Below are 16,098 nucleotides of genomic sequence, written 5' to 3' on the forward strand. Positions count from 1 at the left end.
TACTGGGTATAGTCGTTCCGTCTGAAGTAGTTCTACGAGAGATGGGGCTACCGACCACTGATATGGTGAGGGTACAGTTTCTTTACATCTATATAGGATAAGGAGGTGAGCGAGGCAAAAATGAAACATCTGCGTGCAAGCTCCGTTCGCTCGTCAGCCATCGGGGTAGAGAGCATCTTGATGAAGTCTGCCTTGCTGATATGGGTCATCTTCGGGGCTGCCTTCCTCTCATACCCTATCTTGGCTATGGGATTGAAGCGGATAATGCTCCTGTCCACTGCCTTGTACATCAACATGTTCAGCCAGAGAAGGCAATGGTTCACGTAGCTGTCGATACGTCCCTGGTCTCGTTTCAGGAATAGCTTGTATTCCTCCCCGAAATTCTCGTCTATGTCCTCAAAGGCGATGTCGTCCTTCTCCAACGAATGGACAAAGGCTCTCAGGTTCTTCTGCCATGTCCGCTTGTGCAGAAAGGTTTGTCTGGCTTTTGAGGTTCGATACCATTCCACGATGGTATCACCAAAGTTCAGCAAGAACCTTCCTGTCGTGTCCTTGTCCTTCAACACAGCCTTCAGCATTTCCACGGTGATGATGCCGTTGGTGGTAAGAAGTGAGTTGTATTTATCCTTGACCTCAGCAAGGAAACTTGCCAATCGTCCGCTGTCCCTTGCGTTCCGTACCTCTCCCTTCTTGGCGTTCCACTCCTGTGGGGTACAGGATATGCCTGTGGAAATGGCTGCACTTTTGCCGTCAACGGTGATGCGGCAAAGTATGTTGGCTGTTCCGTCTGCCTTCACCTTCTGTCTGTTGATGTAAGGCAAAATTGAAAATGTACTTCTGCTCATAGTTGTTGTCCTTATAATATAATAATGTAGTTGAAACTGTAAAAAGAAAAGTTGAAAGCCTTGGTCATAATGCGAGAACGAAGTCCTTCTCGGTTGCAGCGATGAACTTGTCCATGTCCTCAAACAGCTTCTTTTGGGTTACTCTCGCATACCGCTGCGTCATCTTCACATCCTTGTGACCGAGCATCCTGCAGATGGTCTCCATCGGCACACCAGCCTCCAGCGTAATGAGGCTGGCGAACGAGTGTCGTCCCGAATGGTAGGAATAGGTCTTGCTCGTTTCCGCCAACTTGCAGATGGTGATGAGATCGATACGAACACGATTCGTGCTCAGCAATGGGAAAAGGGTATCTCTTGCCCCGTCCTCGTATTTCGCCATCAGCTCCAACGCCTCGGGCAGGAGTTTCACCCTGGCAAGTGTTCCGGTCTTCTTGCGGTTATAGATGAGCCATTTGTCGCCATCCTCCAACACCTTGACATTGGCTTTCGTGATGGAAACGGTGTCTATGAAGGCTGTTCCTGCATAGCAGGCGAAAAGAAACAGGTCACGGCTAACGGATAGTCTCGGCTTGTCTTCGGGCAGTTCCGCATCACGGATTTTTATGAAATCAGACATGCTGAGAGCCTTGGGTGTCGTAACCTTTGGAGTGCCAACCCGATAATGGGCGAACAGCAGGTTCTTGCACAAGCCTCGCTCAAAGGCGATGCGGCACATCTTCTTGAAGAGCGACACATAGATGGTGATGGTTCCTGATGAAAAGCCTTTCTCGTCAAGCAGGTAATGGTGAAAGTCACTGATGAAAGGCTCGGTCAGCTGTCCGAAAGCCAAATCAGTCAACCTATACTTCTCCCCGATGAACTCAGCGAGATTCTTGCGAATCTTTCTGTAAGTCCAGACACTGCTCTTCGACATATCGATGCCCTCATGGGTGCTGAGTTCACTGATATGCTCGTCCACGAAGGAGAGAAGGGTGGTCTGTGTCTTGACGCTGCCCTGCAAAGCCTCCTTGACATCCTTAGCCTCGAAGTCCGTTCTCTTTTCCACAAGCACATCGAAAGCCTTTTGGATGGAAAGCAACAACTGCTCGATGTCCTTGTTGGTTTCCACGGCTTCCTTGCTCTTGCCCTCCAATCGGCTGGCACGAGGATTCCAAAGCGATGGAGTGCAAGACAACTTGCAGGAGAACTGCGCCATAGTCCTGTTCACCGTGATGCGTCCCATGATGGGAGCTTTTCCATTCTTGTCCATTCCGCTCTTTTTTAGGTAGAGCAACACCTTGAATTTTTCGATTTTCATAACGCTTACATTTTGAGTGTGCAAATATAATCATTTTGTAAGCGTTCATTGATACGCAAAACATTGAGAATCAGAGCAATGAAATCCGTTGATGCACAAAGTTGCCTTTCCGCATTGTTACCTGCTTTGCATAGGTAACTGTGGCTCACGATTTAGTAACTGAACTACTTCAATATTCCTCACTCGCTTGCTTTATGCCGATTTGGCAACTTTGTGCAAATCTGCTCATTCCCAACTGTTTACGTTCCAACCTCTCTTATTCTCCTTTGGCTGCTTTAGAGCTTTATGTTAAAAAGATTAAAAGATGGCGTTTTCTTTGTTTTTAACTTATATATTTTTGATACCTTTGCGTCTCTATTGGTGAAAGGGTGCCCTAAAGTTTTGGGAAAGTCCTATTGTAACCTAAATAACTGAAGAATGGAAGATCTGGAACGAGAAATGTTACTGATTGCTCAAGGAAATGAGCTCGCCTTTAACAGTTTTATGAACAGATATATGGATGGGCTTTATTACCATTCATACGGAATCCTATATAATAAAGAGATGGCAGAGGAAATAGTCAGTGATGTTTTCTTGGAGGTTTGGAAAAACAGAAAAAAAATAATGGAAGTTGAGAACATGAAGGCATGGCTCAACACCCTAATTTATCGTAAATCTATTTCTTGTCTCAGGAAAGAAAAGAAGAGACATCTGGATGTTTCTATGGACGAAATGACCCAGTTTTGTTTCCCTGTGACAGAAACTCCTGCTGATCATATGATTTCGGTCGAAGAGATGAGGTCTCTTCAGTTGGCCATAGAGGCATTGCCGCCGAAATGTAAACACGTTTTCTTCTTGGCAAAGATAGAGAGAGTGCCATATCAGCAAATAGCAGAAATGTTGGATATTTCTCTTGCAACGGTCAATTATCATATCGGTTTTGCAATGACCACTTTGAAAAAGAAGTTGAAACATGGCTGATTTTTGCTAAAAGTAGGAAAAATAATGAGAGATGCACCTATAGATATAAATAAGGAAAGCGTCTTCTTATAAAAGAACAATAGAAAATGGAAGATAATATTAATAATTATAAATATGACGACTCTGTGGAGGACCTTAAATTGAGGTCTTTCGTGGAGCAGTCTTTTCCTAAAAAAATGGATTCAAACTCGATTAAGCAGAAGACATTCATGAAGATTCATGACGAACAGCGTCGATCGCATCGTCGCCAGTGGGCTCGTGTGTCAGTTGCAGCTTGTATCTTGTTGACGTTTGTTTGCCTGGGTCTTTGGAAGATTTTAGATACTCGCCGTGTTGAGACATTAACTGCTTGTACTAAAAAAATGGAGATGCAACATATTATTGTGCCTGTGGGAGAGAAAATGACCATCATGCTTTCTGATGGCACCAAACTTGTGGCTAACTCTCGTACAACACTAAGTTATCCTAAAACTTTCCAGGGCGCAGAACGACGCGAGGTTTCGATAAAGGGAGAAGCTTATTTGGAGGTGGCTCATGATGCTGAGCATCCTTTTGTTGTGAATAGTGGAAAATTTAAAGTCAAGGTGTTGGGTACGCGTTTTAATATATCCAATTATGATGACAGTAAGTCAAGTGTGGTATTGGCACAAGGCTCTGTAGAGATTACTACAGATAACAAAGACCTGGTGCGTATGAAGCCATCAGAAAAGGTTGTTGTCGAGAATGGGTCTTTTGTGGAAAAGACGCAGGTAGATGCACAGGATTATACTTCGTGGATGGATGGCGTGTTGACGTTGCAAGGCGAAAGTGTGAATGATATAGCAGAGATGCTTAGCCAGTATTATGGCGTGAAAATAGTTTGTAATCATGTTAATTCTACGCCTTTATATGGAAAACTTGTGTTGCAGGATTCGGTTATGGATGTCCTGAAAACTATCAAGGGAATGGTAAAGATTAAGACCATACGGAAAAATGGTGAAATCTATATAGTAACCAATTAATCAAACATTAATATTTTTTAGCAAAGAAAGTGCCCTCCTATGGGTAAGGGGACTTTGTATCACAAAAACCTAAATAGCGTATGAAATTTAAGTATATTTTGCAAATCTTTGTGCTTTTTGCAATGCTTTGTGGAGCATATCGTATGGAGGCAAAAGTGAGAGTGTACAGCTTTGAACCTGATACAGTGCATGTGTTGAAAAATCCGCTTACGGGGTGGGTTATGTATTTAGGAAGAACCTGGGATGAAAATTTCTGGGCAAAGGAAGGGTATGATGCCATGCCTGTGGGAGAAGGTAAGACAGTCAAGGTGTCTGACTACGCGAGCACATGCTACTTGCGTACGAGTTGGAGTTCTTTGGAACCTGAAGAAGGAAAATATCAATGGCTGGATAAAGATTCCCGCATTAGCAAACTTTTTCAAAGCGTAAGGAAAAGAAAACTCCGCTTGGCTTTCCGCATCGTTGTGGATAGCAGAGACCAAGGGCAGAATACTCCTATTTATGTAAAAGAGGAAGGAGCAAAAGGCTTCCAAGACCCCAACAATCCAAAAATTTGGTCGCCATATCCTGACGATCCTGTGTTTCAGGAAAAATACGGGAAGTTTATTCAGGCTTTTGCCGATTACTTTGATAATCCAGATGTGGTAGATTTTATAGATGCCTATGGATTGGGAAAATGGGGAGAGTCGCATGCGGTAAGGTATCAAGATTATAATAATAAACAACAAGTTTTCAACTGGATAACCGACTTGTATAGTCGCACTTTTAAGAAAGTCCCAATTTTGATTAACTATCATCGACTTGTAGGTGATACGCTGAGTTGGGCTGCTCCAAATCTTCATAGCAAGCAAATGCTGGAGGAAGCGATAGCCAAAGGATATAGCCTCCGCCATGATGCATTTGGAATGACAGGGTATTATAAAGATTGGGAAAAGAATTTTGCAAAGAAGTGGTTCTTCCAGCGTCCCATCATCTTTGAGGGAGGATGGATTACCAAGGCTCATCATCGCTATTGGATAGACCCATGTGGCAAGTATCGAGAAGGACATTCTGAGGACGTACGAAAGGGGGAGTATGAAATTGGCGAGGAGACACATGTCAACATGATGGATTTGCGTATCAATGATGAGACCCGTTCCTGGTTTGGCAAATGTTTTGACCTGATAAAAAGATTCACACAAGAAGGTGGATATCGTCTTTATCCTGTGAAAATAGTCCTTCCAGATAAGGCTGATAAGAATGGAATGGTTAGCATACGGCATCAATGGAGAAATCTGGGATGGGGCTATTGTCCTACCAATATACCACAATGGAACCAAAAGTACAAAGTTTGCTTCTCCTTGAGTGATCAGGCAGGAAACAGGGTGAAGAATTTTGTGGTGACAGACTCTGACCTCTCGCAGTGGATAAAGGGAAAAGACGGAGAATATATCACATCTGTCAGCTTACTGGGCATTCCTAAGGGAACCTATACCTGGCAAGTTGCATTGGTAGATACTACTCAACGGAATGAGCCTGGAATAATCATGGCGGTCGACCAGAACTGCCAAAGGAATGGATGGCTCAGATTAGGAACAATAAAAATTAATTAATCATCATAATAACTAAAAAGAATAAGCTTATGAACCTAACTACTATTGTTGGAAAAACGAGCACTGGCATGAGAATGCTATGTTTGGCAGGGTTACTGTCATTCCCAGTTGTTTCGTTACAAGCTTCAAACATTTCGTTAACCGAATTGGGGGAAACTATGCTTTTAAAGGCAGACGATTCTACGGTGAAGCAGGTCTTTGATTACATTGAGCGCCATAGCAAGTATGTATTTGTGTATGACCAGCATGTAAAGAACTTATTGACAAAGAAAGTCTATGTTGCAACAAAAGGCAAATCTGTAGAAGACATCTTGGCTGCTGTTTGTTCGCAGACAGGACTTAAGTATCACATCAATGACCGCCAAGTTACCATCTCCTTAGGCGAGAAAGTTAACAAGCAAACGTTCCAGAGAGAAAGTAAGAGAACTGCAGGCAGAAAAATTAAGGGTGTGGTTGGCGATGGCAACAATGAACCATTGATAGGTGCCACAGTGAAAGTAAAAGGTACCAACATCGTCACCGTTACCGATATGGATGGTAATTTCGAGTTGGAAGTTCCTTCTGGAGCAGAATTGGTGGTGAGCTATATTGGCTTTAATGACCAAACGGTCAAGATTAGTGGCTCTAAGAGTAAGTACGATGTTGAGTTGCAGGAGAATACCAACAGCTTGGACGAGCTTGTGGTGATTGGCTATGGTACAGTGAAGAAGAAGGATTTGACAGGTGCTGTTGCTGCTGTCAAGGGTGACGAATTGGTCAACAAACGTACGACAATGCTCTCAAACGCATTGCAAGGTTCTCTTTCTGGTGTGACGGTATCTCGTAATTCATCTGCGCCAGGTTCTGGTGCGAGCAGCATCCGTGTGCGTGGTATCACAACCATTGGTGAATCAAGTCCTTTGGTTATTGTGGATGGCGTAGAAAGCACATTGGACTATGTGAATGCCAATGATGTGGAGAGCATTTCTGTGTTGAAGGATGCCGCCGCAGCAAGTATCTATGGATCAAAGGCCGCCGCAGGAGTTATTCTTGTGACTACAAAGCGTGGCAATGATACGGGTAAGATAGACTTGAAGTATAATGCTGAGTTTGGATGGGAAATCCGTACCAGGCAGCCCAGCATGGTTGGTGTGACCCGTTATTTGGAAATGAACAACGAGTTACAGTATAACGACAATCCTTCAGGTGGATTCTTCCAAGTATATACTGCAGACCAGACCAAGAATTGGGTGAAATACAATCAGACGGATCCCAATAATTATCCTATAACCGATTGGCAAGGTTTGATATTGAACAGCAGTGCACCTCGTATGACTCACTCTTTAACAGTGTCTGGTGGAAACAAGGCGGTGAAATCTGTTGCAACCTTGACTTATGATGAGGTGGATGGTCTTTACGATGGTCGTGGTTTCCAACGTTATATGTTCCGTGCTAACAACGATTTTAATATCAATAAGAAATTGAGTGCATCCTTGGATGTGAGCATTCGTCATGCCAAGAGCCGTAATCAGATTTATGATCCATTCAGCACAATGCGTCTGATGCCAGCTATTTATCCAGCAATGTGGAGTGATGGTCGTATCGCCTCTGGAAAAAGTGGTTCCAATCCCTATGGACTGTTGAAGAATGGTGGTAGTACGGTATCTCATAGTACACAGTTGTCTGGTAAAGGTTCTTTGACCTATAAACCATTGACAGGTCTGAGTCTTTCGGCTATAATTTCTCCTTTCATCAATTATCAAAAGAGCAAGCAGTTTAAATTGGCATGTTGGTACACATTGCCTGACGACCCAGATGTCATCGGAGGCTATCTGGATGCAGGTTCTCTTTATGCCACCAACAAACTTACTGAAGGACGTAACGACAATTGGCATGTCACAAGCCAGTTGCTGGCCAACTATATGCGTACTTTTGGAAAGCATGACATCACGGTAATGGCTGGTTTTGAGAACTATTATATGAAAAGCGAGAATTTGTCTGCTGCACGCGATCAGTATGAACTGACAAATTATCCTTTTTTGAACATCGGTTCCGAAGATTTTCAGACTAATAGTGGTACAGGAGCAGAATATACTTCCAACTCTTTCTTTGGACGTTTGCTCTATTCTTATGCCAACCGTTATTTGTTTCAAGCCAATGTGCGTCGTGATGGAAGTTCACGTTTTGCAAAGAATTATCGTTGGGGAACATTTCCTTCTTTCTCAGCCGGTTGGGTAATGTCAGAGGAGCCTTTTATGCAAAAGGCAAACTTGCCTTGGTTGTCTTATCTGAAATTGCGCGCTTCATGGGGTAAGTTGGGTAATGAACGTATTGGAAGCAACTATTTTCCATACATAGCCTTGATGAATTTTGGCAGTACCTTATTCTATATGGCCGATGGAAGTGTTGTTTCTGGATCGACAGCCCGCCCTGCAGTATTGGCAGTGGAAGACATCACCTGGGAAACTACTACCAGTACGGACTTAGGCTTTGATGCTAATTTCTTGAACAATCGTCTGCATATCAATTTTGATTATTATTGGAAAAAGACAACAGATATGTTGCTTGCCATTCAGATTCCTTACACGATGGGTTACAACAGTCCTAATACCAATGCGGGCAAGATGTCAACACATGGTTATGACATTGATGTAAGTTGGCAAGATCATATTGGTGATTTCAAGTACAGTGTTGGTCTTAACTTCTCTGACTATTTGTCTAAGATAGATTATTTGAACAACTCTGACATTATTTCTGGTGGAAAAGTTAAAAGAGCTGGGGTCTTGTTTAATGAGTTCTATGGCTATGTTTGTGATGGTATCTATCAGACACAAGATGAGGTGCAAAACTCTGCAAGAACGAGTAGCTCTGTAACTGTAGGTGACTTGAAATACCGCGATATCAGTGGTCCTGATGGCGTGCCAGATGGTAAGATCTCTCCAGAGTACGACAGAGTGCCTTTAGGCAACTCTCTTCCTCGTTATCAGTATGGTGGCAACTTGAGTGCTTCATGGAAGGGCATCGATTTGAACATTGCTTTCCAGGGCATAGGCAAGCAGAATGCTTATCTTGACCAGGCGATGGTGCAGCCATTCAGAAACAATTTTGGCAATGTGCCGGCAATCATTGAAGGCAAGTACTGGAGTCCTTTCAACACTGATGCAGAGAATGCGAGTGCCAAGTATCCACGTCTGTCCAATGTGAGCAAAGATAACAACTATGCCACTTCCAGCTACTGGATGTTTAATGGTTCCTATTTCCGTCTTAAGAATGTAACCTTGGGTTATACACTTCCTAAAAACTGGACAAAGTATGTGGGAATAGACCGTACTCGTCTCTATATCAGTGGATCTGATTTGTTCTGTATCAGCAATTATCCTAAGGGCTGGGATCCTGAAATGGGTACAAGTGCTTATCCTATCACTACATCTTTGGTTGTTGGTGTTCAAGTTAATTTTTAAATGAAAAGTATATGAAAGTTAAGATATTTTTAGCTGGTTTGAGCTTGGCATTGGTCTCTTGTGAAAGTATGGATTTGGTTCCAAAGTCTCAAGGTAATACAGCTTCTTGGTATACAAATGAAACAGAGTTGGCTTTGGCGGCTAATGAGTTTTACATATTGGGTTATTGGCAGGAGCCATTAAATTCTTCAGAACAATGGTGTGACAATACAACCTATCGTTTGCAGAACCGCAACCCAGGTAGCAAGGGTACCATTCTTGATGGAACCATGAATGGTCAGCAATATGAGGTTTACGCCTTGTGGGAGCAGAGCTATAAGCTGATAGCTCGTGCCAACACGATGTTGGAAAATATACATAAAGCAGAGGGAAACGTGGCTCAGTCGGTGATAGACCGTTATACGGGTGAGGCTTGTTTTGCCCGTGCTTGCAAATATGCCGATTTGATCTTCTTCTATGGTGATGTTCCTTATTTGGAGAGGACAGAAACGATTACAGAGGCAGAACAGAAGGGGCGTCGTCCAAAAGAGGAGTTGATCCCTCTTGTGTATGCGGATTTTGATAAGGCAATCGAAGGTCTTCCTGTATCATATGGTCAAAGTGCTCCCGTTCATTTTACCAAAGGTGCAGCGATGGCTATGAAAGCTCGTTTTGCACTTTACATGGGTGACTATGAAATGGCGGAAAAATCCGCAAAGGCCTGTATGGACTTAGGTGTTTATTCTTTGGAACCCGATTATGCCAAACTGTTTAAGCAAAGTACCAAAGTAAACCCAGAAAAGGTCTTCGTCTTACCTCGCTCTATAGAAAATGATGTTGTTTTAGATTCTTGGATTGTGAAGAATGGTCTTCCACGTAATGCTGGCGGGTATGGTTCATACAATCCATCCTGGGATCTGCTGGCATCTTATCTCTGTACCGATGGTTTGCCCATTGACGAGTCTCCTTTGTTTGACCCTCGTAATCCTTTTAAGAATCGTGACCCTCGTTGCAGCATGACTATTGTGGCTTTCAATACAGAACATTGCGGTTTTGAGTATGACCCAAGTCCTGCAGCAACTACCATTATGAACTATACCACGGGCAAAACTCAGTCAAATCAAGATACTCGTAAGGTTAATCAATATGCTTCCTATACGGGCTTGCTATGGAAAAAGGGTATTGATGCCTCCTGGATGGAAAATGGTTTGAAGGTAGAACAAGACTATATCATCATGCGTTATGCCGACGTACTCTTGATGTATGCGGAGGCTATGATTGAGCAAAATAAGATAGATGATTCCGTACTCAAGGCTATCAATATGGTTCGTGCCCGTGCTTACGGAGTGGATGTTTCGGAGACTTCTGCATATCCTGCAGTAAAAATGGGTTCGCAGGAGGAATTGAGAAAGGCTGTTCGTATAGAGCGTCGTATGGAGTTTGCAATGGAAAACTCTCGTTTGCAGGATTTGATGAGATGGAAGTTGGCATCAAAGGCTCTCAATGGTTATAATTATATCATGCTTCAGCCGGATGATTTGTTGAAGAACGTTGTAGAGAAGGGACTTTGGTTCTGGGGAATGACACCGCAGATAGACGAAGATGGCTTGGCAGATTTTTCTGCCCTCTTCAATGCCGGTTATTGTACAACTGGTGCCAAGCGTTCTTTCCCAGATAGAGAATACCTCTGGCCAATTCCTACACATGATATGGAATTGTGCCCTAATCTAACAAATAATCCTGGTTATTAAGCCGGGATTATTCCCTCCCTTCAAATCGTTCATTGTGTAATAGATTTTATAAAGAGATTTACAGATGAAAACAAAAAATATAAATCAAGTAATAGTATGGCTGCTGGTATCTTCTATGAGTATGTTCACGGTGTCTTGTAATGAAGATATAGACAACTCTTATTCAAGAAATCAGTCGGTTATAGAACTTCAGCCATCGGGTGAATTTGTCAAATTGGATGAGAATAATCCTGATGCTACCGCATTGACATTAGACTGGACAACAGCTCACAATTATGGTGATGATTATATAACCACCTATAAGTATGAAATGCGTGTATCTGGAAGTACTGCTGATGAGATAGTGGAATATGAGGATGATGGCCATTTCTCACGTATTTATACTAACAAGCAATTGCAGGAACTTTTGGTCTATCATTTTGGTCAACTTACCAGTACCATTCGTGAGGTGCAGTTTACTGTCACCGCTTCTTTTGAGGGTCCTCGTTTGGTGATACCTGATATAGCTACGGCAAAAGTGAACGTAAAGACTTATGGACCTAAACAGTTTAGTGCAGACGAATTGTTTATGGGTGGTACTGCTGTCGGTGACGAGGACGTACGGCTCGAGGCAAACAATGATGGTACTATCTACTCCTTTACAGGTAAGTTGAATGCCGGTAAGATTAATTTCCCTGTTCATTTCGGAGATGAGGAGAATGCTATTGGGCCAGAAACAGTTGATGCAACTCCCACTTTGGGAGAGATGCCTGCTGTAATCAGTGACCGTTCTGATGCAAATTATTGGATCATTCCTGAAGCTGATACTTATCGCATCACAATCAACATGAATAATCAAACAGTGAAGATTGTTGCAGCTGGTGCAGTTGTTGAGGCTGATCAGGTGTTCTTGGCAGGTTCGGCTGTTGGTGAGCAAGTTGAAATGACCCAGACCTTGGAGAATGAAAACTTGTATGCTTGGCGTGGAGAACTGTCTTCTGGTAGTCTTTATATTCCGTTTACTTTTGAAGGAGAACAGAAAATGTCTGCAGTTCCTATGCAGGATGGTAACCATGATATCAATGATGGTCAGTCTTCGTCGTTCACTCAGGTGACGACAAATACGGCAGCAACATCGCGTCATTGGACTATTCCAAGTGCAGGTGTATATCGTATCGTTCTGAATAAAGAAGAAAAAACGGTAACCATCTATTCCGACAAGACTGATTTACAGCCAAAAACGGTTAGCTGGAATAATACCACGCTGGGTATCAACCCTTATAAGACAACTATAGAAAAGTTGTATATGTATGGTACGTTCAATGCTTTTGATCATGATCCTGGTGCCTTCACTGGTTATCAAGATAAGTTCAATCTGTACCCAAGCTTAGCAGATCCTTGTGTGTTTGTATATAAAGGTGATGCGCTCCCTCGTAGCTCACAAAAGGATGAACGAGGAAATGTCGTACAGGCTTCGGTGAAGTTTGCCGTTGATAACCATAATAATAATGTGTATGCTTTTGGTTCTACAGCCGATGCTAAGCGTAATGACCACAATGGTTACATCACAGCCAAGTTGGGCGTTGAAGAGAAAACGGTAGAAGGTCAGAGCCATAACCGCTATGCTTACTTTATTATTCCTGAGGGCTGCAACTTTGTTGTGGTGAATGTGAGAAACAACACAGTTTTATTTGATAAGAAATAATCAATAATATTAGATAATTATGCAAATGGAAAAATATATGTCAGGAGCCAAAACGACGATTATGTCATTGGCACTCATCGTTTCATCTCTCGTTGTCGGAACTTCATGTTCCGACAGCGATGATCTGGGAACGACTGATTATAGTTGGAATATTTCTGGTAACAAGGTTGTGAATATCAAGCCAGAGCGTTATAAGTTCCTCCGTAACCCATTACAGGGTTGGAATATCTATACGGGTATTGGCAGTGGAATGATGGATAATTTCTGGGATATCTATGATAATTTTGAGTCTTCTGTAGGTCCTGTGAAAGTGTCGGATTATGGTACAACCTGTTATATCCGTGGTGCATGGAGTGACTTCAATCCAGAAGAGGGTGTTTATATTTGGCAAGATGGTGTAGATACTGAACCCGCCAGAAGATTCCGTATGTTAGTAAATGGCGCCAAGGAGCGAAACTTGAAACTGGCTTTTACTTTTGTGGTTGATAGCCGTGACAAGCATTATAATTTTACTCCAAACTATGTGAAAGAAGCAGGTTGCAAGGGATATGTGACTACTACAGGTAGTGTGAAGGTTTGGTCGCCATATCCTGACGATCCTATATTCCAGGAGAAATATGCCAAATTCTTGAAAGATTTTGCAGCTAAGTACAATGATCCAGACGTGACCAATTATGTGAGCGGATTTGGTTTGGGCAAATGGGGTGAAACACATTCCCTGAAATATTGGGCAGTTGACACTCCCAACGAGTCAGAGAAGCGAACAGAGAAGGAGGTAAAATACGATGTGTTTGAGTGGATCACCGACTTGATGTCGCAAACTTTCACAAAGGTTCCTGTCTTCATCAACTATCACCGTTGTCTATTGAGCAGCAAGGAGTTTGATGGAGCACCTGTTGATGATTCTGCCGAGTTGATAGAAAGAGCTGTCAAGAAAGGTTTTGGACTTCGTCATGATGCATTTGGTATGAAACAATATTACAAGGATTGGGAGCGCGGCATCGCAACTACTTATCGCTATCAATGTCCATTTATTATGGAAGGCGGTTGGGTAGAGTCATCTCATGGTGGTTCTATCAAGGGTGATGGTTATGCCAATTATAAAGAGGTGAGAAAAGGTGAGTTTGATGAGGCTAAGGGTGCTAATGTGAATATGATGGATTTCCGATTCAACAACAATCCACAGGCAGGTGAAACCCATTCTTGGTTTAATGCAGCATACAATTTGGTAGAAGAATTCATTGCAGAAGGTGGTTATCGTCTTTATCCAGATAAATTATCTGTTCCCGAGAATGCTTCTGCTGGTGCAAAGGTTACCTTAACACACCGTTGGTCTAACTTGGGCTGGGGATATTGTCCTACTAATCTACCTCAATGGAATCAGAAGTATAAGGTGGCATTTGCCTTGTTGGACAAGAATACAGAGAAACCTGTCAAAGTCTATGTAGATGCTTTGCCAAAAGTTTCTGATTGGGTGAAGGGTAAGCCTCATACTTACAGTACAGAGATTACATTGGAAGGTGTAACTTCTGGTCAATATACTTGGGCTGTTGGTATCGTAGATACAGCAAAGGACAACAATATAGGCATTTATATTTCTGCACGAGATGAATATCAGACAGCAGATGGATGGGTAAAACTTTCAGATGTAATTATTAAATAATGAAAAAGTATATATGTGCAAGAAATTCCTCATAACGATAATTGCGTTCCTGAGTTCCCTTATGGTGGAGGCTTCTGAAATTCTGGTGGAAGCAGAGAGCTTCCACCAGAAGGGAGGTTGGGTTGTTGATCAGCAATTTATGGACCAAATGGGCTCTTCTTATTTGATGGCACATGGAATGGGTAAACCTGTGGATGATGCTACGACTACTATCCACGTGAAAGAAGGTGGCCTCTACTATATATATGTAAGGACATACAATTGGACTGCTCCTTGGAGCAAAAAGTCTGGGCCAGGTCGCTTTTCTTTGTCTGTTAATGGAAAAATCATTTCTAAGGTATTGGGCGCTGAAGGAAAGGACTGGCAATGGCAAAAAGTTGGTAAAATGAGGCTCAAGACAGGTACAAACAGTTTGGCTTTGCATGACTTGACAGGTTTTGAGGGCCGTTGTGATGCTGTCTATATGACAACCGATGAAGTTCAGTCTCCTGTAGGACTTGATACAAAAGCAACTGATCTACTTCGCAAACGTCTTCATCCACAGGTCATTTTAAAGCAGAAGAACTACGATTTTATCGTGATAGGTGGTGGTATCGCAGGTATGTGCGCTGCCGCTTCTGCCGCCCGATTGGGGTGTAAAGTGGCTTTAGTCAATGACCGTCCTGTTTTAGGAGGTAATAATTCTTCAGAGGTACGCGTACATTTAGGAGGAACAATAGAGATGATGCCCAATCAGGGATTGGGAAGGATGATTCGTGAGTTTGGACATACTAAAGGTGGTAATGCTCAGCCCGGCAACTTCTATGAAGATACCAAGAAAGATTCCTTTATTCTTGCCGAGAAAAATATAACACTTTATCCTTGTTACCGTGCAGTAAAGGTCAAGACGATAGGGAACCTTATTCAGTCTGTAGTGATTCGTCAGATTTCTACTGGTGAGGAACTCTGTCTTTCTGCTCCCATTTTTAGCGATTGTACAGGAGATGGTACGATTGGTTATATGGCTGGAGCTGATTGGAGAATGGGGCGTGAGGCACAAGGCGAATATCATGAGTCTTTGGCACCTGTTAAAGCTGATTCCGTCGTTATGGGTACTTCTATTCAGTGGTATTCAGAGTTGAAGGATAATAAGGTTTCGTTTCCAGAGTTTTGTTATGGTGTAAACTTCAATGAAACTAATAAGGAAACTGTAACTAAAGGAGAGTGGACCTGGGAAACAGGTATGAATAAAAACCAGATAACAGAAGCTGAAAGAATCAGAGACTATGGACTTTTGGTTATTTACTCTAACTGGAGTTTTTTGAAGAATCATTCTGTAGACAAGAAAAAATTCAACAATCGTTCCTTGGCGTGGGTGGGTTATATCGCGGGCAAGCGAGAGTCACGCCGTCTTTTAGGAGATTACGTTTTGTCTGAGGAAGATATCAATAAAAATGTATTGCACGAAGATGCGTCTTTTACAACAAGTTGGAGCATAGACTTGCATTTTGCGGACAGTATTAATAGTATTCATTTCCCTGGCAATGAATTTAAAACGCGAACCATACATCGATGGATCTATCCCTATGCTGTGCCTTATCGCTGTCTGTATTCCCGTAATGTGAACAACCTTTTTATGGCAGGTAGGAATATCAGTTGTACTCATGTGGCTTTGGGTACGGTAAGGGTTATGAGAACCACGGGTATGATGGGGGAGGTTGTAGGGATGGCTGCTGGTCTTTGCCATCAATATGGTATTATGCCAAGAGACGTGTATCGTCATCATTTGCCGGAGCTAAAAGTGTTGATGCAGGATGGTTTGGGTAAGAAAGATGTACCCGACACTCAGCATTTTAATGAACCTAATAGATTTTTGGATAAGCCTCGTGCTTTTATCAATCATTAAT

9 protein-coding genes and 1 pseudogene are annotated in these 16,098 nt (G+C 42.6%); 8 read left to right on the forward strand and 2 right to left on the reverse strand.

Annotation, left to right across the window (positions count from 1 at the left end; all coding sequences use genetic code 11):
* Window positions 1-845: pseudogene (locus P3T48_RS05930) on the reverse strand (phage integrase SAM-like domain-containing protein); the annotation flags it as partial.
* Window positions 846-909: 64 nt separating this feature from the next.
* Window positions 910-2,142, reverse strand: coding sequence for a site-specific integrase (locus tag P3T48_RS05935; protein ID WP_276506001.1), 1,233 nt, complete (start codon window positions 2,140-2,142; stop codon window positions 910-912).
* Between the two features lie 417 nt (window positions 2,143-2,559).
* On the opposite strand from P3T48_RS05935, the gene P3T48_RS05940 reads away from it, so the two are divergent.
* From P3T48_RS05940 to P3T48_RS05975, 8 genes are all read left to right on the forward strand, one after another.
* Window positions 2,560-3,102 carry an RNA polymerase sigma factor gene (locus P3T48_RS05940; protein WP_276506002.1) on the forward strand — a complete coding sequence of 181 codons (543 nt, stop codon included), beginning with the start codon at window positions 2,560-2,562 and terminating at the stop codon, window positions 3,100-3,102.
* Between the two features lie 176 nt (window positions 3,103-3,278).
* Window positions 3,279-4,103, forward strand: coding sequence for a FecR family protein (locus tag P3T48_RS05945; protein WP_276506003.1), 825 nt, complete (start codon window positions 3,279-3,281; stop codon window positions 4,101-4,103).
* Between the two features lie 221 nt (window positions 4,104-4,324).
* Window positions 4,325-5,695: a DUF4832 domain-containing protein gene (locus tag P3T48_RS05950; RefSeq protein ID WP_276506004.1), complete on the forward strand. Its 1,371-nt coding sequence runs from the start codon at window positions 4,325-4,327 to the stop codon at window positions 5,693-5,695.
* A gap of 158 nt (window positions 5,696-5,853) precedes the next feature.
* Window positions 5,854-9,135, forward strand: coding sequence for a SusC/RagA family TonB-linked outer membrane protein (locus tag P3T48_RS05955; protein WP_276506005.1), 3,282 nt, complete (start codon window positions 5,854-5,856; stop codon window positions 9,133-9,135).
* Window positions 9,136-9,146: 11 nt separating this feature from the next.
* A complete protein-coding gene (locus P3T48_RS05960) occupies window positions 9,147-10,865 on the forward strand; it encodes a RagB/SusD family nutrient uptake outer membrane protein (RefSeq protein ID WP_158463479.1) in 1,719 nt (572 codons plus the stop codon).
* A 115-nt stretch (window positions 10,866-10,980) separates the two neighbouring features.
* Window positions 10,981-12,549, forward strand: coding sequence for a SusE domain-containing protein (locus P3T48_RS05965; protein WP_276506006.1), 1,569 nt, complete (start codon window positions 10,981-10,983; stop codon window positions 12,547-12,549).
* Window positions 12,550-12,574: 25 nt separating this feature from the next.
* Window positions 12,575-14,212, forward strand: a complete 1,638-nt coding sequence (locus P3T48_RS05970) for a DUF4832 domain-containing protein (protein WP_276506007.1) — start codon at window positions 12,575-12,577, stop codon at window positions 14,210-14,212.
* Between the two features lie 13 nt (window positions 14,213-14,225).
* A complete protein-coding gene (locus P3T48_RS05975; protein WP_276506008.1) occupies window positions 14,226-16,097 on the forward strand; it encodes an FAD-dependent oxidoreductase in 1,872 nt (623 codons plus the stop codon).
* The last annotated feature ends 1 nt before the right edge of the window (window position 16,098 follow it).

Source organism: Segatella intestinalis (genome assembly GCF_029348455.1).
Lineage (GTDB): Bacteria > Bacteroidota > Bacteroidia > Bacteroidales > Bacteroidaceae > Prevotella.